Here is a 17,532-nt window from a genome sequence, read left to right as displayed (position 1 = left end):
GTTTTCCAATACGTGACATCTTATCTCCTTACCAAATTGTACAAAGGACTTCACCACCAACGCCAAGCTCATACGCTTTATCGTTAGGAAGAACCCCTTTAGAACTACTGACAATGATGGTACCGTAACCGTTTTTGAAACGTTTTAGTTCATCTTTACCTTTGTAAATACGACGTCCCGGTTTAGAAACACGTTTTACTTCATTGATTACCGTACGACCTTTTTCATCGTATTTCAATACGACATTGATCGTTTTTTTAACGCCGTCTTCAACCACGTTAAAGCTCTCAATGTAACCTTTTTCTGCCAAAATGGCAACTACCGCTTCTACAACTTTTGAATGCATCAATGTTGTAGAATCCAAACGACGCATAGCCGCATTACGGATACGAGTCAACGAATCCGCGATCAAATCATTAATCATTTAATATTCCTTATCTAATCATTAGGAGTATCAAACTGGAATTACCAGCTTGACTTTCTAACGCCTGGGATTAACCCTTCGTTTGCCATTTTACGGAAGCAAACGCGACAAATTCCGAAATCACTGATGACAGAGTGTGGACGACCACAGATCTGACAACGTGTATACGCACGAACTGCAAATTTAGGTTTACGCGCCGCTTTGGCGATCATAGACTTCTTAGCCATTATTCTCTCCCTTTAGCAAACGGCATACCGAGCATTTCAAGAAGCTTGAATGCATCTTTGTCTTGCGTAGCAGTCGTTACCACAGTGATATTCATCCCGTGGATTTGCATGATATCATCGTAATTGACTTCAGGGAAGATCAATTGTTCAGTGATACCAAAGTTGTAATTTCCGCGTCCATCAAAACCGTTACGTGGAATACCACGGAAGTCTTTAACACGTGGAAGTGACAATGAGATCAATTTATCCATGAAATCGTACATTTTAGCACCGCGAAGTGTAACTTTTACACCAACCGGCATCCCTTCACGTACTTTAAATCCAGCAACCGATTTACGTGCAACAACTACAGAAGCACGTTGACCAGCGATGTTGCTGATAGTATCTTGGATACTTTGGATCAATTTGTTGTCTTTCATGGCAAAACCACAACCAACAGAAATGATCACTTTTTCCAAAGCAGGAACCTGCATTACATTTGCAATTCCAAGAGATGATTGAAGCTCAGGCTTAAGTGCCAAATATTTATCTTTTAGTCGTGCCATGATTACGCCTCAACTTTACGGACATTTGATGCATCTACAGGCATCTCTTTACTCAAGAAACCGCCTTGTGGATTTTGCTCGCTAGGCTTGATTGCTTTTTTCGCAACACGAACACCTTTAACGATCACTTTGTTTTTCTTAGGCATAACCGCAAGCAATTCTGCTTTTGTACCTTTATCATCACCGGCGATCACTTCTACGATGTCGCCTTTTTTGAAATTAAATTTTGCCATCATACAACCTCTGGAGCAAGTGATACGATTTTCATGAAACCTGCATAACGAACTTCACGGCTTACAGGTCCGAAAATACGTGTACCGATCGGCTCACGTTTTTTATCAAGGATTACGGCTGCATTTTCGTCGAAACGGATAAGTGAACCGTTTTCACGGTGAACCTCTTTTTTCGTACGAACAACTACCGCTGTAACAACTTGACCTTTTTTGATCTTACCGGTTGGAGCCGCTTTTTTAACAGAAGCGATGATAACATCACCTACTGTCGCATAACGACGTTTTGAACCGCCAAGAACCTTGATACACATAAGCTCTTTAGCCCCTGTGTTATCGGCTACAACAAGACGAGTAAAACTTTGAATCATGCGTTCGCTCCTTTAACAAGAGTTTTAAGACGGAACGATTTGCTTTTTGAAAGTGGGCGACACTCGATCGCAACCACTTCGTCACCAACGTTAAGTTGGTTGTTTTCATCATGAATCATGTATTTTTTGAAACGTTTTACCGTTTTGTGGTAACGTGGATGCATAACACGGCGCTCAACAACGATAGTTGCTGTTTTGTCGCCCGCTTTAGTCACTACGATACCTTGAATTTCACGTTTATGTGTCATAGCTTAGCCCTTACTTCACTGCGTTCATAGCAGTGTTAATGCGTGCAATGTCTTTTTTTGCCGCGCGAAGTTCGCTCGTGTTAGTCAATTGCATCATTTTTTGCTTAATTTTCAAAGTGAAAAGCTCAATTTTTTTCTCTTTGAGCATCCCTTGAAGTTCAGCAGCTGTTTTGCCGTTCAAATCAGTATATTTCATTGCTCATCTCCGCAGTTACAATTTTGGTTTTGAACGGAAGTTTTTGCATCGCAAGCGACAAAGCTTCACGAGCAAGAGTCTCTTCAACGCCACCCATTTCAAAAATGATACGGCCTGGTTTGATGTTCATTACCCATTGGTCAACAGAACCTTTACCTTTACCCATACGCACTTCAAGTGGTTTGGCAGTCAATGGTTTAGCCGGGAACACGCGGATCCAGATTTTACCTTGACGTTTGATATGACGGTTTGCTGCAATACGAGCCGCTTCGATTTGGCGAGAGTTAATACGTCCCGCTTCCGTTGCTTTGAATCCGATAGAACCGAAATCAAGTTTGTTGGCATTCGTAGCGTAACCACGGTTACGCCCTTTCATTTGTTTACGATATTTCGTACGCTTTGGCATTAACATGATTAGTTAGCCTTTCGACGAGGACGACGTGGTTTTTCTTCACGACCCTCTTCTTTAGATTCTTTTGCTTCTGGTTGGATACCTTTAGTGAGAACCTCACCTTTGAAAATCCAAACTTTAATACCGATTACACCGTAAGTGGTGTGCGCTTCAGCAAAACCGTAATCGATTTTTGCACGAAGTGTATGCAACGGTACGCGACCTTCAAGGTACCACTCAGTACGAGCGATCTCAGCACCGCCAAGACGACCTGCTACTGAAACTTTGATCCCTTTTGCCCCTGCACGTTGTGCATTTTGCATAACTTTTTTCATCGCGCGGCGGAACGCTACACGTTTTTCAAGTTGAGTCGCAACGTTTTCTGCAACGAGTTGCGCAGAAGCTTGTGCTTTTTTCTCTTCTTTGATGTTAACTGCTACCGGCTTACCGATAAGGTTTTGAAGAGATTCTTTGATTTTTTCAATGTCAGAACCTTTCTTACCGATGATGATACCCGGACGAGCCGCAATGATTGTAACGCGAAGACGTTTCGCAGTACGCTCGATTACGATATTGCTCACACCGGCATAGTAGAGTTCTTTTTTCAAATAGGTACGGATTTTATGGTCTTCGCCCAATGAAACCGCAGCTGTTTTAAAGTTAGGAAACCAACGTGATTCCCAGTTGCGGTTGATACCGAGACGAAGACCGATAGGATTAACTTTATGACCCATAATTATTTACCCTCTACTTCTACCAAAATGTGTGCTGTCGGTTTACGGATACCTGAAGCGGTACCACGCGCACGTTGCATAAAACGTTTCAAAACCGGACCGTTATCAACACGGCAAGACGTGATAACACAATCTTGAGCGTCGATACCGCTGTTAGCAACTGCTGATGCTACCACTTTGGCAATGATACGTGCGGCTTTGTTTGGAGTGAACTCCAATGCTGCCATTGCTTGCTCTGCATTCATTCCTTGAACTTCGCGAGCGATCAAACGAGATTTAGTCGGAGATACGCGAACGAATTTTAATAGTGCTCTTGCCATATCTCTTCCTTATTTCCCGATTTTCTTTTGTACAGAACCTTTGTGGCCCTTAAATGTACGTGTTGGTGCAAATTCACCAAGTTTGTAACCGATGTGGTTTTCCGTTACGAAAACCGGTACAAACTGACGGCCATTGTGAACGTTAAACGTCAAACCGATCATGTCTGGCAATACCACACTGCGGCGTGACCAAGTTTTGATTGGTTTAGTGTTTTTCGTCTCTTTGGCAGCAATCACTTTTTTCATAAGGTGTCCATCAACAAATGGGCCTTTTTTTACTGATCTAGCCATGATTAGCCTACCCTTTTAGCATTTGGTTTACGGCGAGTAATAATCAATTTATCACTTGCTTTCTTCTTACGTGTTTTAGCACCTTTAGTCGGTTTACCCCATGGAGTAACCGGGTGACGTCCTGAGTTTGTTTTACCTTCACCACCACCGTGTGGGTGATCGATAGGGTTCATCGCAGAACCACGCGTTTGAGGACGGATACCCATATGACGAGTACGACCCGCTTTACCGAATACGACGTTGATGTACTCTTCGTTACCGACAGTACCGACAGTCGCCATACATTCACCTAATACATAACGCATTTCACTTGATGGAAGACGAAGTGAAACGTATTTCCCTTCACGACCCATGATTTGTGCAGATGTACCAGCTGAACGAACGATTTGTCCACCTTTGCCCGGTTTAAGTTCGATATTGTGAACGGTTGTCCCCACAGGGATGTTCATCAATTTCATTGCGTTACCCGCTTTAATGTCCAATCCGCTTTCAGCAGCCATAACGCTATCACCCACTACCAAACCTTTTGGTTGGAGAATGTAACGTTTGTCACCGTCAACGTAGTTGATCAATGCGATACGACAGTTACGGTACGGATCGTACTCGATTGCTGCAACAGTTCCGGCTACACCGAATTTGTTACGTTTGAAATCGATGATACGGTAAAGCTTTTTAGCTCCCGCTTCTTTGTGGCGTGATGTGATACGACCGTTGTTGTTACGTCCAGCAGCTGCAGGAAGTTTTACCAACAATGAACGAACTGACGCTTTTGCCGTGATGTCCGAGTTGTCAACGTTTGTATAGAAACGTCGGCTCGGGGTGGTTGGTTTATACGTTTTGATCGCCATATTACACCGCCAAACTATCGATTTGTGCGCCTTCTGGCAATTTCACATAGAACTTTTTAAAGTCGTTTTGTTTACCAGCAAGACCACGGAAACGTTTTACTTTTCCGTCTTGGTTTAGTGAGTTAACGCGAGCCGGAACGATTCCGAAATACTCTCTAAACACCTCTTTAAGAGCGTTTTTTGTCATACGTGGAGACGTTTGAACAACAATAACACCCTCTTCTTGAAGACCAAGAGTCTTCTCTGTATACAGGATTGATTTGATATCAGTAATATCTGCCATCTTAGCTCTCTTTAGTCAGATTTTCCCATACCGCTTTTTCGATTACTACCGAGCGGTATGTCGCAGCCAAAAAGGCGTTGAGTTCATTCTCTTCAACGATATACGTTTTAGAGATGTTACGGAATGCCAAATACGTTTTTTCGTCAAGAATTTTTTTGACGAGCAATGCATCACGTACATTCAAGTTATCGAACAATACTTTTGCATCTTTTGTTTTTCCGCTTGGAACTTCAATCGTATCAACGATGAATAGTTTCCCTGCTTGAGCCAAAGCATCCAACGCACACTTAAGCGCCAATTTCTTTTGCTTTTTGTTGATTTTTTGATCGTAGTTACGACCAGTATTTGGACCGTGAACAACGGCTCCGCCTACCCATACAGGTGAACGACGTGAACCAGCACGCGCTCCACCTTTACCTTTTTGTGCCCATGGTTTTTTACCACCACCGCGCATTTCACTGCGTGTTTTAGCTGACGCAGTATCTGCACGAAGACCTGCTTGATACGATTTAACGTACAAGTAGAGGTTATGCGGGTTGATACCACTAAAGCTCTCCGGCAATGCTGCTTCTGAGGCTTTTTCGAATTTTTCGTTCAGTACAATCGCGCTCATTATTTAACAACCTTTACTCGACCTAATGCACCGTTTGCTCCTGGGATTGAACCCACAACAACCAATACACCGTTTTCTGCGTCAAATGACATAACTTCGTTTTTAACGGTTACTTGCTCGTTACCGTATTGTCCTGACATTTTACGCCCTTTTTGGACTTTACCCGGCCATTCACGGTTACCGATAGAACCACTTGTACGGTGGAAACGGTGACCATGCGCTGCAGGACCCCCACCGAAGTTCCAGCGTTTCATAACACCGGTGAAACCGCGACCTTTTGTATTGAAAGATGATTTAACCGTTTGTGCATTTGCCAAAGGAGCCATATCTAAATCACCGGCTTCGGTGTTTGCTACTTCCAATGTTGCAAATTTGTTGAATTCAGCAGAAAGATTGTATTTCTTTTGTTGACCTTCAACCGGTTTATTCATCGATTTACCTTCGCTGTATGCTACAAGAGCAACACCGTCGTTTACTTCGCAAACTTTCGCTTCTTTTACTTTTAAAAGAGTTACTGCTTTGCTAGTAGCACCGATTGTTCGGCTCATGCCGATTTTTTCTACAATGTATTCCACACCCTACTCCTTACTTGTCCATAGAGCGAACTTCTACGTCCACTTCCGGAGCCAAGTCAAGCTTCATCAACGAATCAACTGTATCTGGCGTAGCCGACACGATGTCGATCAAACGTGCGTGCATGCGGATCTCAAATTGCTCACGCGAGTCTTTGTTGACATGCGGAGATTTAAGAACCGTATATTTACGAATCTTGGTTGGCAAAGGGATCGGTCCGCGGATTTCCGCACCCGTTCGCTTTACAGCTTCAACAATAGAGGCAACTGAACGATCAAGTACACGATGATCGTATGCTCTAAGTTTCAAACGAATTTTTTCCATAATTTTTCCTTAGATAAAAGAACTCGTCAGTCGAACTGACTATATAAGGCGGCGAAATTATACCGACATACATTGCTTGGGTCAAGGATTTTAGGGGCAAAAAATGGTTTCATGGTAAAATTTACTTCCTTTTAATAAGGAAGCTATAATTTTTAGGGTATGATTTTGGGTATGAATACTTTATTAGACGAATACTATCGATACGATTTGCATAATGCAGGGTTTATAGAACGAAAATTCACAATCGGTGAAGAAAATACCCTGATTTACGGAATTTCGCAGTCAGGGAAAAGTTCGCTACTCAAAAATTACCTCCTGTCTCACAAAAAACCAACCTATCTTTACCTTGATTGTCGAGATATCCGACTCAACATCGAGGAACTCAATAATACTCTGCCTCAGTTTTGCCGTGAAAACAAGATCTCCATCCTTGCCTTAGATAACTATCACGAATCGATACGGCTCTTTGAGATTGAGCAAATACTTCTCACTTCAGAAGTCCTTTTAGAACTCCCTTTCAGCGCTCTTCAACTCCCTTTGCTCGATTATGAAGAGTTTCTTGCTTTTGAAAGCAAATTTGATTCTACCGCACTGAACCACTTTTTTCAGCTCGGCGGTTTTCCAGCGATGCACCGCATCCCTAGTGAAGAGAGAGTCCTTTACCTACAAAGTACCCTTCAACGGGCATTGGATCCGATAGAATTTTCCATCCTCTCTCAAGCCTCAAAAATGGTGACCCAAAAAGTTTCCGCTTTCAATCTGTATGAACGACTCAAATCGGAACGTAAAATCTCAAAAGACAAGCTTTATCTGCATCTTGAATCGATGTATAAGCGCGGTTACCTTAAAAGCCTCTCCAAATACAATCATCCCAGCGCGGTCAAAAAACTCTACCTGTGTGACATAGCCATCAAACACGCACTCGTACTTCAAAAACATTTCGGGCGATTGTTTGAAAATCTTATTTTTTCAGAGCTTGATAAACACGGTATTGAATGTTATTATGATGAGGGGATCGATTTTTTCCTTCCGCAAAGACAGCAGATTATTATCGCATCGCCCTTTGCCAACGAACATGCTCTTTTTAAAAAAGTAGAAGCACTCGAAGCATTTATCGTCTCCAATCGGGTACGAGAAGTTATCGTAGTCACCATGAATTTGGAAAGCACCCTCTCTCATCCGGTATCACGCATTGAGATGATTCCGTTTGAGCGATGGGCATTAAGCGAGGGAGAGGAGTGAACATGTTATTGTGTGGAATTGATGAAGCAGGACGTGGACCGTTAGCAGGACCGTTATATATTGCGGGTGTCATTCTCGATGAAGTTATCGAAGGTTTGGGAGACTCGAAAAAATTGAGCGAAAGAAAACGCGAAGCGCTTTTTGATGAAATACGTTCTAAAAGCCGTTTTCATATCAGCCGTTTTTCTCCAGAACAAATAGATACCCTCGGTATTTCAAAATGTCTATCAGCAGGGCTTAGAGAAATTATGGAAGCATTAGGAGAAGCCGACTATCTCTATGACGGTAATTCCAAATTCGGAGTGAGCGGAATCCGAACGATGATCAAAGCCGATGCGACGATCCCCGAAGTAAGCGCTGCCTCGATTTTAGCCAAAGTGACACGGGATCGTGAGATGGTGGAACTCGCCCCGCTCTATCCGCAATACGGATTTGAAGGACACAAGGGGTATGGCTGTGCATCCCACATCGAAGCCATCCGTCAATACGGCTATTGTGAAATTCACCGTAAAAGTTTCAAATTAAAAGCGTTGCAACCCTCATTATTTTAGAACTAGATCGTTATAATAGGATTAAAAAAAGAGACCGTATGATTTCACTCACCCATATCGAAGCTGCTCTTGCTGCTGTAGATAGCGAAGTTAAAGCACTGCTATACAATCAATCACTTTCACAGAATGAAAAAGATGCCAAAATGCTGCCGTTATTGCGGGAAAGTAAAGTACTGAAACAAACTTATGAAGATTTATGTTATTTGAGGGATAATCCACCCAGCAGCCCAAACGGCTGCAAAGCGGGAAGTTATAGAAAAGAAGATAATTAAGCGGCAGTGAGAATTTTTTCGACCGCTTCATCAAAAAGATTTTGGTTCATGCCATACTCTTCGATCAATTCATGCGCATTTTTGAGGGTCTCATCGGTGATTTTTCCATCGAGAGTAATCGCCTCTTTTGCCACTTTTAGGAATTTTGCCATCTCTTGCGTTTCAGGATCAGAGGCATCTTCGGGTTCATTGGCAAAACGGATCAAATGAACCAAATCAGGATCAAAATTCCATTTAAAGAAGAGAGTTGCCGTCACATCTTCCGATTTGGATCCGCACGCTACGATTTCAGCTTGCTTGATCGAAATCCCTTTTTCCAGATTTTCGCTCAAAAGGGCACTTTGATTTGATTCGATCAAATAGCGGCTAATCACCACTTTCCCAAGTTCTAATAGAAATGATGCCAACGAGAGATGACCCAATAATGAGCGATCCACTTTGGATACCCATCGGCTCACAAGAGCATTTTGTAATTGCGAACGTGTGAGATAGGCATCTTTACTCATCCCGTAAGGTGAAAGATCAAGTTCCATACAAGAGTTTGCAGCCGAGGCAATCGTAAACGTACGAACAGCCTCTCTCCCCAATAATGATATCGCTGTTGCAATATCATTAACCGTTCGGCTCAATCCGTACATAGGTGAGTTCGCTGTTCTGAGAATATATGCCGTAATAATCGGATCATTTTTTATCGCATCAGCCATATCGGCGATTGTCGCATTTGGATCATTAAATACCAACTCAACTTTTTGTACCGTTTCGGGCAACATCGGTACATTTTCGATTTGTTCCATCAATTCTATTCTCATAACTTTCTCCACACGATAAAACTATTTACATTGATTATAAAATACTATCAGTTAAATTTATTCTTAATTTGTTTGATTTTCAGGTAATTTATTCGCTATGTGTTAATTAATGGTGATTAATTGTGATAGAGAGGATCCCCGAAAAACGGGGATGGTTTTAAAAGGTTTTTTAGTAAGAAAGTTCTACTTCAATACGACGGTTTTCAGCACGTCCTTGTTTTGTTTTATTCGAAGCGACCGGTTGAGATTCCCCTTTACCTGAAGCACTCAAACGTGATGCATCCACACCGTCTTTGATCAACATCTCCTTAACCATTTCAGCTCGTTTTTCTGAAAGTTTTTGGTTATACACTTCGGATGCGGTACTGTCTGTATGACCGACGATGCTCGCTTTGTACGCAGGGCTATCTTTTAAGAAACTTGCGAATGCCGCAACTTTTGCCGTTCCAGCCGCATCAATTTTATTCGAGTTAGTTGCAAAGTTAAGATGCAATGTCGCTTTTACAGGACATCCATCAGTATCGACTTTAAACCCTGCCGGAGTGTCTGGACATTTATCTTGTGGATCGAATACACCGTCTTTGTCACTGTCAACCGGAGCTGCTGCTTTTGCAGGCTGTGGTGCCGGTACAACTACGGGCTTTGGTTCAGGCTGTGGTTCAGGAGCGGCAACCGCTGCTACTACCGGTGCAGCCACAGCAGCTACGACTGGAGCTTCTTTTGCATCAAAACTAAACGTCAAACCGGCCAAAGCAGCGACATTGTGAACTTCGCCGTTACTGCCATCTATACCGTTGTTATTCATTTTATACATATAAAGGGCTTCAAGTTTGAGAGCGATTTGTTTCGTAATCTCTGCTTTCATTCCGAGCCCTGCATCAAGCAACAATCCATCATAATCATTTGGATGAGTATTGGTATACCACTCATAACCAAATCCTGCTTTCGCAAACGGAGTTACGCTACCCTCAGTCGGCATTTCGTACACACCATTTAACATCGTTGTTAGAACACCTGTTGTTTTGCTTTTTCCTGCGACTTTGTCACGTCCGTACAAAACCGAAATTTCCGGTTTAACTACATTACACAGGTTGTTCATCTGAACCTCCGCCCCGTATACGATGTGATTATCCACACCACCCATAGCTCCGCCGTTGTTGACATTTTTTTCATTGGAAGTACTGTTCCAAAGATACCCGACAACCGGGGAAACCTCATAGTTGTATTCGCTAGCACCAAGCAATGTTGCGGCGAGCAGGCTGGAATATAGTAATTTTTTCATGGTCTAAGCCCCTTTTGACTTTCATTAAGATTCGAATAGTAAATTATAACTTAGAAATGTGTACAAAATGTTGCCGAAATGATTTAATTGTTTTTTTTAATGATTTCGAACTGTTCTTCCATTGTGTTGAGCATAGAGCAAGCATAACGTAAATTGAATTTTATCGCTCTTTGTGATAAAGTATGGGACTATTTAGAGGAGCTGTCATGGAACGACAATACGAATTAGCCATTATCGGAGCCGGTCCGGCAGGGATCGCAACAGCGATTGAAAGTTATGCCGTAGGGCTAAGAAACATTATCTTGCTCGAAAAAGATGAAAATCATAATGCCACGATACGTAAATTTTACAAAGATAACAAAAGGGTAGACAAAGATTGGAAAGGTCAAAAGGTTGAACTTGACGGGACGATCTATTTTGTCGACGGCACCAAAGAATCAACCCTTGATTTTTTCGATCAGTTGTTAGATCATGAGTCATTAGAGTTACGTACTCATACGGAAGTGCAAAAAATCGTAAAAACATCCGACGGATTCGAAGTATTTATCGCCGGAGGCTCTATCCGTGCCAAATACGTCGTAGTCACCATCGGACGGATGGGCAAACCCAATAAACCCGATTATAAAATCCCCCCTTCCATCAAAAATCAGATCCACTATACTCTCGACGGATGCGGTTCGGGAGAAAAAATCATGGTTGTCGGAGGAGGAGACTCTGCGATCGAATATGCCGTTGAACTCTGTGATCGCAATGAAGTAAGCATTTGCTACCGCCGCGGAACGTTCCGACGTGCCAATCCGACCAATCAAGCCGATATCGATAGAGTTGTACAAAACGGGTCGGTAAGAGCACTGCTTAATACTGAAATTACAGGGTTGGAAAGCGAAAGCGGGAAAGTAAAAGTACTCTTTAGCGACGGCTCATCGGAATTATATGACCGAATCGTTTATGCGATCGGCGGAACAACCCCCAGCGGTTTTTTATCCAGCAGCGGCATCCGTGAAGAAGGGGGGAAACCTGTACACGATGAAAACTACCAGACCAATATCGAGGGTCTTTTTGTAGCGGGAGATATTACCCAAGAATCAGGCGGTTCAATCGCACTAGGACTTAATCATGGGTTTGCGATTGCCAACTATATTAAATCGCACTAATCTACTCTTTTAATATCGGTTCACTCCGATGGCTCAACTCCCCTTCGGGAGAAAATATCGTTAATTCTATCGTCGTATGTAAATATTCTGAGGTGACAAGCGGATCAAATGCTTCGTCCAAAAAGGCGGCGGCTTTCGCATTATGAATAATATCTTCGAGTAACGAGCGGCTCACAACTTCCGTTTTAGAAATTCCTCTAACCTTATCTCCCAAAAAAAGGGTGATTTGCGTTGCCATTGGTTCTGCTAAAAGGGGATACGTCACTATCAGTTCTTGTCGGTTGATCGTATTTTCAGCTTTTAATACCTCTTCGATAGACGCACGAGCTATGGTTAATAAGACCGATTGAGACATACCTATTAACCCCTTTCAACGTTCCTGATGATGTTATTATAGCTTACTTATCTTCAGGTGATAAAGCAATCTCGAATCCAAGCTCTTGCAGCATCATCAAATCCGCATGGGCTTCTCGCCCAGCTGTGGTAAGATAATTTCCGATAACAATGCTGTTGGCTCCTGCTTCAAAAATCTCGTGTTGGCGCTCTTTGAAGGTGATTTCTCGTCCTCCGGCGATCATGATGCGATCGGCCTTGGCAATAATGTGCCGTGCAAGTGAAATAAGTTCGAGCGATTCGTCAATCGATAACGGATTGGGCTGCAACGGCAATGCCGGGTTATGATGATAAAAATTGAGTGGCACAGAGACAGGGTTCAATTCATTCAAAGAGTGCAGCATGCTGATACGATCTTCATGTGTCTCACCCATTCCGAATATCCCGCCGCTAATCAGCTTGAGTCCTGAACGATTGACATTTTCACACGTCTCAAATCGCTCTTCCCACGGATGGGTTGTACATACTTGAGTATAAAATTCACGACTGGTTTCAAGATTGTGATTATAAGCACTCACGCCGGCACGTTTGAGTTCGTTCAGTTGTTCCAACGTCGCCGTACCGTTACAGGCGATCAGACGAAGACGAGGGACTTCCCGTTTAAGAGTGGACGCAACATTACAAACAAAGTCGAGCGTTTTATCATCAAGCCCTTTTTGCGCTGTAACGAGACAAAACCCTAATGCGCCCAGCGCTTCAAGACGACGTGCTTCTTCGAGGATTTGATCCATAGGCTTTTGACGATAGCGTTTAATATCGGCTTTATATTTGACACTTTGGGAGCAAAACTTGCAATCTTCGTTGCACGTTCCGCTATTGATGTTACAAATCGAACAAAGAAATATTTTTTTAGACATATTAGGATCTTTCAAAAGAGTAGTGCCGTTCATCAAAGCGGTCGCTTCCTACGGCACGGGTGTAATGAGTGACGATCAACGATGTATCGGTAATCTCGAGCATCGCACAGCTTGAAAAAGGCTTATCCCTCGCACACGCTTCCCCCGGATTGATAAAAAGGGTACGATTTTTAAAATCGCACTCAAAAACATGCGTATGTCCGAAAATAACCACTTCCGTATCCCCGTTCATATAAAAAGGGAGATGCATCAGTTTAAAACTCACACCGCCGAGTTTAAAATAGTGCGGTTCTTGCACGAGATTATACTGCGTATGGTATTGAACCAATGACGCATCATTGTTTCCATACACTGCTACATAGCGCAAAGCGCTATTTTTGAGCTGTGTCAACATTTCCGGTTTGACGATGTCTCCCGCATGAATCAAAAATTCAGCCCCTTGGGCTTTTAGGTGATCAATAATGCGTTGTGAGCGCCCCTCTTTTTTATGGGTATCGGAGAGTAACCCGATTTTCACGCATTTTCCTCGTCTCGCGGTGTTCGGTCTTTACATTTAACGCACTCGTACACCTCTTTATTGCGGTACGTTCGCGGCGCCAAAGCACCTCCACACCCTTCGACCTGACATTTTTTCGTACTTGGCTCAAATTTGGAGATAAATTTGCATTTCGGATAATGTTCACACCCCCAAAACGGACCGCGTCGCGATTGTCTCCACAAAAGTTTCCCGCCGCAATCAGGACACGGAACCTCGGAGATTTTAATCTCTTGATTCAGTGTTTTCGTATTTTTACATTTTGGATAGCCGCTGCATGCCAAGAATTTTCCGTTACGACCGTTTTTGACTACCATTGCGCTGCCGCATTTTTCACAAACTTCATCGCTCACTTCATCTATTGCAACGGTATTTTCAGTTTGATTCTCTTGGGTTTGTTCGGTGTATTTGCATTTCGGAAAACCGCTGCATGCGATAAATTCTCCGAAACGCCCTGAGCGGAGCAACAGCTCACTGCCGCATTGAGGACAGTTTCGCCCGAGAGGTTTCGCCATTTTCAAACTGGCGATATTGGTTTTTCCCGCCTCAATTTTTTCGATAAACGGATAATAAAAATCGAGTAAAATTTTGTGCCACGATTTTCCGCTCTCACTGATCTCATCGAGAGTCTCTTCCATAGCTGCCGTAAACCCTGCATCGACGATTTCATTAAAATGGTTCTCCAACATCTCGGTGACGGTAAACGCGATCTCAGTCGGGGCAATAGCGCGTTTTTCAATTTCGATGTAATTACGTGCCTGCAACGTACTGATCGTCGGCGCATAGGTTGATGGACGACCGATCCCCTCGGATTCGAGTTTTTTGATCAAACTCGCTTCGGAGTAGCGTGATGGAGGCTCGGTAAAGTGCTGTTCAGGCACAATACTCTGTATCTCGATCGCATCTCCGGTAATCAGCGTCGGAAGCAGCTTGTCCTTATCATCACTTCCCATAACGCGGTAGAACCCATCAAACAATAGCTTGCGCCCCGTCGCACGGAATTCTGCTTTTGATGATTCGAAGGTGATACTTTGTTGTTCAAAGCGTGCATCATTCATCTGACAGGCAATAAATCGATTATATATGAGGCGATAGAGCTTAATCTCATCGGGTTTGAGATAGGTAGCGGCCACCTCAGGGGTGAATGAGAGCATTGTCGGACGGATCGCTTCGTGCGCCTCTTGAGCCCCTTTGGATTTTTTGGTATAGACTTTCGGCTGAGCAGGAAGATACTCTTTCCCGTAACGATTCACAATCAGCTCACGCGCCGCCTCTACCGCTTCGGTTGCAAGATTAAGTGAGTCCGTACGCATATAGGTGATTACCCCAGATGTCCCTTCAGGTGTTTTCACCCCTTCATACAATGCTTGGGCGATCATCATCGTCTTTTTCGGAGAAAACCCAAGCGATGAAGAGGCACTTTGCTGCAATGTCGATGTCATAAACGGTGGCGGCGTAGAGCTTTTTCGCTCTTTGGTTTCGATCTCACCGACTTTAAACGACTCTTTCTTTAGTGTTTCAACAATTTTAGCCGCTTGATCTTTTGTTTTGATCGTAAGTTTTTCGATTTTCTCGTTTTCAAAACTTACCAAGGTTGCTTCAATATCTTTTTTAAAGAGCGTATCGATGCTCCAGTACTCTTCAGGAACAAAAGCGCGGATCTCCCGCTCACGATCGACAACAATTTTTAGAGTCGAGGATTGTACACGGCCGGCTGAAAGCCCTTTTTGGATTTTATTGGCCAAAAGCGGCGAGAGTTTATATCCCACAATACGGTCTAATAAACGGCGTGCCTGTTGCGCATCAACCCGATCCATATCGATCGTACGAGGTGTTTCAAGAGCATGGATGATCGCATTTTTCGTAATCTCATGGAATACGATACGCGGCAACGATTTGGGATCTTTATTGATCGCATGGGCGATATGCCATCCGATTGCTTCCCCTTCGCGGTCTTCGTCGGTCGCGATATATATTTCATCGCTTTTTTTGGCAAGTTCTTGGATCTGCTTGACCGTAGCGGTACTGTCTTCGCTGATACGATACTCGGCAACGATTTTTTCGTTATCGATTTTGATTCCGAAACGATTTTTAGGAAGATCTCGAATGTGCCCTTTGGACGCGATAACCTCGTAGTCTTTGGAGAGGAAGTTTTTAATGGTCTTGGCTTTAGCCGGTGACTCGACAATAATGAGTTTCAAAAGTGTGAATCCTATATATATGGATGAATTGCGAAAGTGTAACAAATTTTTTATCGAAAGTGTTAAAGTTTTTTGTTTAACACCCGATATAGTTTGTAACAGCAAGGACGCTGAACTAAATAACAAGAGCAAAAAGCTCTTAAGATAAAAGGATTTATCATGGGTTTTAGAATTAACACAAACATTGCGGCGATGAATGCGCATACTAATGCGATGGCAAACAATCGTAATCTTGACAGTTCACTTTCTAAGCTGTCATCGGGTTTACGTATTAACAGTGCGGCAGATGATGCTTCAGGGATGGCGATTGCGGATTCTCTTCGTTCACAAGCTTCGTCACTCGGACAAGCGATCGCAAATGCGAACGATGGGGTAGGTATTATCCAAACAGCTGATAAAGCGATGGATGAGCAACTTAAAATTCTTGATACCATTAAAACCAAAGCGACTCAAGCGGCACAAGATGGTCAAACGTCACAATCTCGTCAAGCACTTCAAAAAGATATTGCACGATTGATGGAGAATTTGAATAACATCGCGTCTCAAACTTCTTTTAACGGACAAAATCTCCTTAATGGTGGATTCACAAACAAAGAGTTCCAAGTTGGTGCATTTTCCAACGAAACCGTTAAAGTTAATATCGGTGCGACCAATTCAAACCAAATCGGGCACATTCGTACAGAAACCGGTAAATCGGTTACTGCTGCGGGTACTGTCAGTTTAAAAATTGATGGTGTGAGTTTTGAGAGTGTCACGGTCAGTACAAGTGCTGGTACCGGTCTTGGACAATTGGCAACTATCATCAATAAAAACCAAGATGCCCTCGGCGTACGTGCAAGTGCAACGGTTGCAAAAGATTTTGGTGCTGTTGCAGCAGGTGATACTATCAGCTTAACAATCAACGGTGTAAAAATCGGTACTATCAGTGGTATATTAGCAAACGACAGCGATGGCCGCTTGGTCAATGCGATCAATGCACAAAAAACACTAACCGGCGTTGAAGCATCAACCGATAAAGATGGGCACTTGATCCTTAAATCCGATGGTCGTGGGGTTAAAATTTCTCGAGGGACAGGACTAATTCTTACTACTCAGTTTTATGGACGGTTGACATTGACCAAACTCAATGCCGGAGATATCCAAGTTGCTGGAACAGGTGCGGGGCTATCATCATCAGCGGTTAAAAACTTACGTTTGACCGATGTTATCGGTAAATTTGATAAAGATACTGCGAGTGCTGCAGGAGCGAATATCGCTGGTGCAACAGCATTGACCGGTCTTGGAACAGGGGTAACTACCCTTAAAGGGGCAATGTTGGTTATGGACATTGCGCAATCGGCACAAAAAATGTTGGATGGTATCCGTTCGGATCTCGGTTCGACTCAAAACCAGTTGATTTCAACCATCAACAATATTTCAGTGACTCAAGTTAACGTTAAAGCGGCTGAATCACAAATCCGTGATGTTGACTTTGCAGCTGAATCAGCGAACTTCTCTAAATTCAATATTCTTGCACAATCAGGAAGCTATGCGATGAGCCAAGCGAATGCGGTGCAACAAAATGTTTTAAGACTTCTTCAATAGTTTTTGATGATCGGGCATTGCCCGGTCATACTCA

General features: G+C 43.1%; 27 protein-coding genes. 5 read left to right on the top strand and 22 right to left on the bottom strand.

Annotated features, from left to right (window positions below; all coding sequences use genetic code 11):
• Positions 1-28 precede the first annotated feature (28 nt).
• Genes rpsH through rpsJ form a run of 16 tightly spaced genes read right to left on the bottom strand, consistent with a single transcriptional unit; the run spans position 29 to position 6,618 of the window.
• Positions 29-424, bottom strand: coding sequence for a 30S ribosomal protein S8 (gene rpsH / locus JHC35_RS02685; protein WP_295041835.1), 396 nt, complete (start codon positions 422-424; stop codon positions 29-31).
• A gap of 41 nt (positions 425-465) precedes the next feature.
• Positions 466-651, bottom strand: a complete 186-nt coding sequence (locus tag JHC35_RS02680; protein WP_037949667.1) for a type Z 30S ribosomal protein S14 — start codon at positions 649-651, stop codon at positions 466-468.
• Entirely contained in the window at positions 651-1,196 is a 546-nt protein-coding gene (gene rplE, locus JHC35_RS02675) for a 50S ribosomal protein L5 (protein ID WP_295041834.1), read from the bottom strand. Before rplE ends, JHC35_RS02680 begins: the two co-directional genes overlap by 1 nt.
• Before the next feature lie 2 nt (positions 1,197-1,198).
• Positions 1,199-1,429: a 50S ribosomal protein L24 gene (gene rplX, locus JHC35_RS02670; protein WP_294915669.1), complete on the bottom strand. Its 231-nt coding sequence runs from the start codon at positions 1,427-1,429 to the stop codon at positions 1,199-1,201.
• Positions 1,429-1,797 carry a 50S ribosomal protein L14 gene (rplN, locus tag JHC35_RS02665; RefSeq protein ID WP_294915667.1) on the bottom strand — a complete coding sequence of 123 codons (369 nt, stop codon included), beginning with the start codon at positions 1,795-1,797 and terminating at the stop codon, positions 1,429-1,431. The genes rplX and rplN overlap by 1 nt, the downstream gene beginning before the upstream one ends.
• Positions 1,794-2,045 (bottom strand): 30S ribosomal protein S17, encoded by a 252-nt coding sequence (gene rpsQ / locus JHC35_RS02660; RefSeq protein ID WP_294915665.1) that lies wholly within the window; start codon positions 2,043-2,045, stop codon positions 1,794-1,796. Before rpsQ ends, rplN begins: the two co-directional genes overlap by 4 nt.
• A 10-nt stretch (positions 2,046-2,055) precedes the next feature.
• Positions 2,056-2,241, bottom strand: coding sequence for a 50S ribosomal protein L29 (rpmC, locus tag JHC35_RS02655; RefSeq protein WP_294915663.1), 186 nt, complete (start codon positions 2,239-2,241; stop codon positions 2,056-2,058).
• Positions 2,228-2,653, bottom strand: coding sequence for a 50S ribosomal protein L16 (rplP, locus tag JHC35_RS02650; RefSeq protein ID WP_294915661.1), 426 nt, complete (start codon positions 2,651-2,653; stop codon positions 2,228-2,230). The genes rpmC and rplP overlap by 14 nt, the downstream gene beginning before the upstream one ends.
• A 2-nt stretch (positions 2,654-2,655) precedes the next feature.
• Positions 2,656-3,366: a 30S ribosomal protein S3 gene (rpsC, locus tag JHC35_RS02645; protein ID WP_295041833.1), complete on the bottom strand. Its 711-nt coding sequence runs from the start codon at positions 3,364-3,366 to the stop codon at positions 2,656-2,658.
• A 2-nt stretch (positions 3,367-3,368) separates the two neighbouring features.
• Positions 3,369-3,686: a 50S ribosomal protein L22 gene (gene rplV, locus JHC35_RS02640; protein ID WP_294915656.1), complete on the bottom strand. Its 318-nt coding sequence runs from the start codon at positions 3,684-3,686 to the stop codon at positions 3,369-3,371.
• 9 nt (positions 3,687-3,695) lie between these two features.
• A complete protein-coding gene (gene rpsS / locus JHC35_RS02635) occupies positions 3,696-3,977 on the bottom strand; it encodes a 30S ribosomal protein S19 (protein ID WP_294915654.1) in 282 nt (93 codons plus the stop codon).
• A 2-nt stretch (positions 3,978-3,979) separates the two neighbouring features.
• Positions 3,980-4,825, bottom strand: coding sequence for a 50S ribosomal protein L2 (gene rplB, locus JHC35_RS02630; RefSeq protein ID WP_294915652.1), 846 nt, complete (start codon positions 4,823-4,825; stop codon positions 3,980-3,982).
• A 1-nt stretch (position 4,826) separates the two neighbouring features.
• Positions 4,827-5,108 carry a 50S ribosomal protein L23 gene (locus JHC35_RS02625; protein WP_013459056.1) on the bottom strand — a complete coding sequence of 94 codons (282 nt, stop codon included), beginning with the start codon at positions 5,106-5,108 and terminating at the stop codon, positions 4,827-4,829.
• 1 nt (position 5,109) lies between these two features.
• Positions 5,110-5,724 (bottom strand): 50S ribosomal protein L4, encoded by a 615-nt coding sequence (gene rplD, locus JHC35_RS02620; protein ID WP_294915740.1) that lies wholly within the window; start codon positions 5,722-5,724, stop codon positions 5,110-5,112.
• The gene (rplC, locus tag JHC35_RS02615; RefSeq protein ID WP_295041832.1) at positions 5,721-6,296 is read right to left on the bottom strand and encodes a 50S ribosomal protein L3; all 576 of its coding nucleotides are present in this window, start codon (positions 6,294-6,296) and stop codon (positions 5,721-5,723) included. The genes rplD and rplC overlap by 4 nt, the downstream gene beginning before the upstream one ends.
• Before the next feature lie 10 nt (positions 6,297-6,306).
• Complete coding sequence (gene rpsJ / locus JHC35_RS02610) at positions 6,307-6,618, bottom strand: 30S ribosomal protein S10 (RefSeq protein ID WP_013459053.1); 312 nt, start codon at positions 6,616-6,618, stop codon at positions 6,307-6,309.
• A gap of 171 nt (positions 6,619-6,789) precedes the next feature.
• Here rpsJ and JHC35_RS02605 point away from each other — a divergent pair, with 171 nt between their 5' ends.
• From JHC35_RS02605 to JHC35_RS02595, 3 genes are read left to right on the top strand one after another with little or no spacing between them, the layout of a single operon-like run.
• Positions 6,790-7,860, top strand: coding sequence for an ATP-binding protein (locus tag JHC35_RS02605; RefSeq protein WP_295041831.1), 1,071 nt, complete (start codon positions 6,790-6,792; stop codon positions 7,858-7,860).
• Between the two features lie 2 nt (positions 7,861-7,862).
• Entirely contained in the window at positions 7,863-8,411 is a 549-nt protein-coding gene (locus JHC35_RS02600) for a ribonuclease HII (protein ID WP_295041830.1), read from the top strand.
• Positions 8,412-8,449: 38 nt separating this feature from the next.
• The gene (locus JHC35_RS02595; protein WP_295041829.1) at positions 8,450-8,683 is read left to right on the top strand and encodes a hypothetical protein; all 234 of its coding nucleotides are present in this window, start codon (positions 8,450-8,452) and stop codon (positions 8,681-8,683) included.
• Here the strand turns inward: JHC35_RS02595 and JHC35_RS02590 are convergent.
• Positions 8,680-9,492, bottom strand: coding sequence for an HDOD domain-containing protein (locus JHC35_RS02590; RefSeq protein WP_295041828.1), 813 nt, complete (start codon positions 9,490-9,492; stop codon positions 8,680-8,682). The two genes, JHC35_RS02595 and JHC35_RS02590, sit on opposite strands and share 4 nt — an antisense overlap.
• A gap of 169 nt (positions 9,493-9,661) precedes the next feature.
• A complete protein-coding gene (locus JHC35_RS02585) occupies positions 9,662-10,774 on the bottom strand; it encodes an OmpA family protein (protein WP_295041827.1) in 1,113 nt (370 codons plus the stop codon).
• A gap of 206 nt (positions 10,775-10,980) precedes the next feature.
• On the opposite strand from JHC35_RS02585, the gene JHC35_RS02580 reads away from it, so the two are divergent.
• On the top strand, positions 10,981-11,928 hold the full coding sequence (locus JHC35_RS02580) for an NAD(P)-binding domain-containing protein (RefSeq protein WP_295041826.1): 948 nt from the start codon (positions 10,981-10,983) through the stop codon (positions 11,926-11,928).
• A gap of 1 nt (position 11,929) precedes the next feature.
• Here JHC35_RS02580 and JHC35_RS02575 read toward each other — a convergent pair whose 3' ends face one another.
• From JHC35_RS02575 to topA, 4 genes are read right to left on the bottom strand one after another with little or no spacing between them, the layout of a single operon-like run.
• Positions 11,930-12,283: an AMMECR1 domain-containing protein gene (locus tag JHC35_RS02575; protein ID WP_295041825.1), complete on the bottom strand. Its 354-nt coding sequence runs from the start codon at positions 12,281-12,283 to the stop codon at positions 11,930-11,932.
• Between the two features lie 43 nt (positions 12,284-12,326).
• The gene (locus JHC35_RS02570; RefSeq protein ID WP_295041824.1) at positions 12,327-13,178 is read right to left on the bottom strand and encodes a biotin synthase; all 852 of its coding nucleotides are present in this window, start codon (positions 13,176-13,178) and stop codon (positions 12,327-12,329) included.
• 1 nt (position 13,179) lies between these two features.
• On the bottom strand, positions 13,180-13,695 hold the full coding sequence (locus tag JHC35_RS02565; RefSeq protein ID WP_295041823.1) for a metallophosphoesterase family protein: 516 nt from the start codon (positions 13,693-13,695) through the stop codon (positions 13,180-13,182).
• Complete coding sequence (gene topA, locus JHC35_RS02560) at positions 13,692-15,914, bottom strand: type I DNA topoisomerase (protein WP_295041822.1); 2,223 nt, start codon at positions 15,912-15,914, stop codon at positions 13,692-13,694. Before topA ends, JHC35_RS02565 begins: the two co-directional genes overlap by 4 nt.
• Positions 15,915-16,073: 159 nt before the next feature.
• Here topA and JHC35_RS02555 point away from each other — a divergent pair, with 159 nt between their 5' ends.
• On the top strand, positions 16,074-17,498 hold the full coding sequence (locus JHC35_RS02555) for a flagellin B (protein ID WP_295041821.1): 1,425 nt from the start codon (positions 16,074-16,076) through the stop codon (positions 17,496-17,498).
• The last annotated feature ends 34 nt before the right edge of the window (positions 17,499-17,532 follow it).

Source organism: Sulfuricurvum sp., assembly GCF_022759005.1.
Classification (GTDB): domain Bacteria; phylum Campylobacterota; class Campylobacteria; order Campylobacterales; family Sulfurimonadaceae; genus Sulfuricurvum.
The sequence above is the reverse complement of the archived record's forward strand: the minus strand, read 5'-3'. Positions and strand labels throughout refer to the sequence as shown.

What these genes read in the sequence shown, in the direction of transcription:
- rpsH (WP_295041835.1), bottom strand. Translation starts at nt 424, where the DNA reads ATGATTAATGATTTGATCGCGGATTCGTTGACTCGTATCCGTAATGCG.
- JHC35_RS02680 (WP_037949667.1), bottom strand. Translation starts at nt 651, where the DNA reads ATGGCTAAGAAGTCTATGATCGCCAAAGCGGCGCGTAAACCTAAATTT.
- rplE (WP_295041834.1), bottom strand. Translation starts at nt 1,196, where the DNA reads ATGGCACGACTAAAAGATAAATATTTGGCACTTAAGCCTGAGCTTCAA.
- rplX (WP_294915669.1), bottom strand. Translation starts at nt 1,429, where the DNA reads ATGGCAAAATTTAATTTCAAAAAAGGCGACATCGTAGAAGTGATCGCC.
- rplN (WP_294915667.1), bottom strand. Translation starts at nt 1,797, where the DNA reads ATGATTCAAAGTTTTACTCGTCTTGTTGTAGCCGATAACACAGGGGCT.
- rpsQ (WP_294915665.1), bottom strand. Translation starts at nt 2,045, where the DNA reads ATGACACATAAACGTGAAATTCAAGGTATCGTAGTGACTAAAGCGGGC.
- rpmC (WP_294915663.1), bottom strand. Translation starts at nt 2,241, where the DNA reads ATGAAATATACTGATTTGAACGGCAAAACAGCTGCTGAACTTCAAGGG.
- rplP (WP_294915661.1), bottom strand. Translation starts at nt 2,653, where the DNA reads ATGTTAATGCCAAAGCGTACGAAATATCGTAAACAAATGAAAGGGCGT.
- rpsC (WP_295041833.1), bottom strand. Translation starts at nt 3,366, where the DNA reads ATGGGTCATAAAGTTAATCCTATCGGTCTTCGTCTCGGTATCAACCGC.
- rplV (WP_294915656.1), bottom strand. Translation starts at nt 3,686, where the DNA reads ATGGCAAGAGCACTATTAAAATTCGTTCGCGTATCTCCGACTAAATCT.
- rpsS (WP_294915654.1), bottom strand. Translation starts at nt 3,977, where the DNA reads ATGGCTAGATCAGTAAAAAAAGGCCCATTTGTTGATGGACACCTTATG.
- rplB (WP_294915652.1), bottom strand. Translation starts at nt 4,825, where the DNA reads ATGGCGATCAAAACGTATAAACCAACCACCCCGAGCCGACGTTTCTAT.
- JHC35_RS02625 (WP_013459056.1), bottom strand. Translation starts at nt 5,108, where the DNA reads ATGGCAGATATTACTGATATCAAATCAATCCTGTATACAGAGAAGACT.
- rpsJ (WP_013459053.1), bottom strand. Translation starts at nt 6,618, where the DNA reads ATGGAAAAAATTCGTTTGAAACTTAGAGCATACGATCATCGTGTACTT.
- JHC35_RS02605 (WP_295041831.1), top strand. Translation starts at nt 6,790, where the DNA reads ATGAATACTTTATTAGACGAATACTATCGATACGATTTGCATAATGCA.
- JHC35_RS02600 (WP_295041830.1), top strand. Translation starts at nt 7,863, where the DNA reads ATGTTATTGTGTGGAATTGATGAAGCAGGACGTGGACCGTTAGCAGGA.
- JHC35_RS02595 (WP_295041829.1), top strand. Translation starts at nt 8,450, where the DNA reads ATGATTTCACTCACCCATATCGAAGCTGCTCTTGCTGCTGTAGATAGC.
- JHC35_RS02590 (WP_295041828.1), bottom strand. Translation starts at nt 9,492, where the DNA reads ATGAGAATAGAATTGATGGAACAAATCGAAAATGTACCGATGTTGCCC.
- JHC35_RS02585 (WP_295041827.1), bottom strand. Translation starts at nt 10,774, where the DNA reads ATGAAAAAATTACTATATTCCAGCCTGCTCGCCGCAACATTGCTTGGT.
- JHC35_RS02580 (WP_295041826.1), top strand. Translation starts at nt 10,981, where the DNA reads ATGGAACGACAATACGAATTAGCCATTATCGGAGCCGGTCCGGCAGGG.
- JHC35_RS02575 (WP_295041825.1), bottom strand. Translation starts at nt 12,283, where the DNA reads ATGTCTCAATCGGTCTTATTAACCATAGCTCGTGCGTCTATCGAAGAG.
- JHC35_RS02570 (WP_295041824.1), bottom strand. Translation starts at nt 13,178, where the DNA reads ATGTCTAAAAAAATATTTCTTTGTTCGATTTGTAACATCAATAGCGGA.
- JHC35_RS02555 (WP_295041821.1), top strand. Translation starts at nt 16,074, where the DNA reads ATGGGTTTTAGAATTAACACAAACATTGCGGCGATGAATGCGCATACT.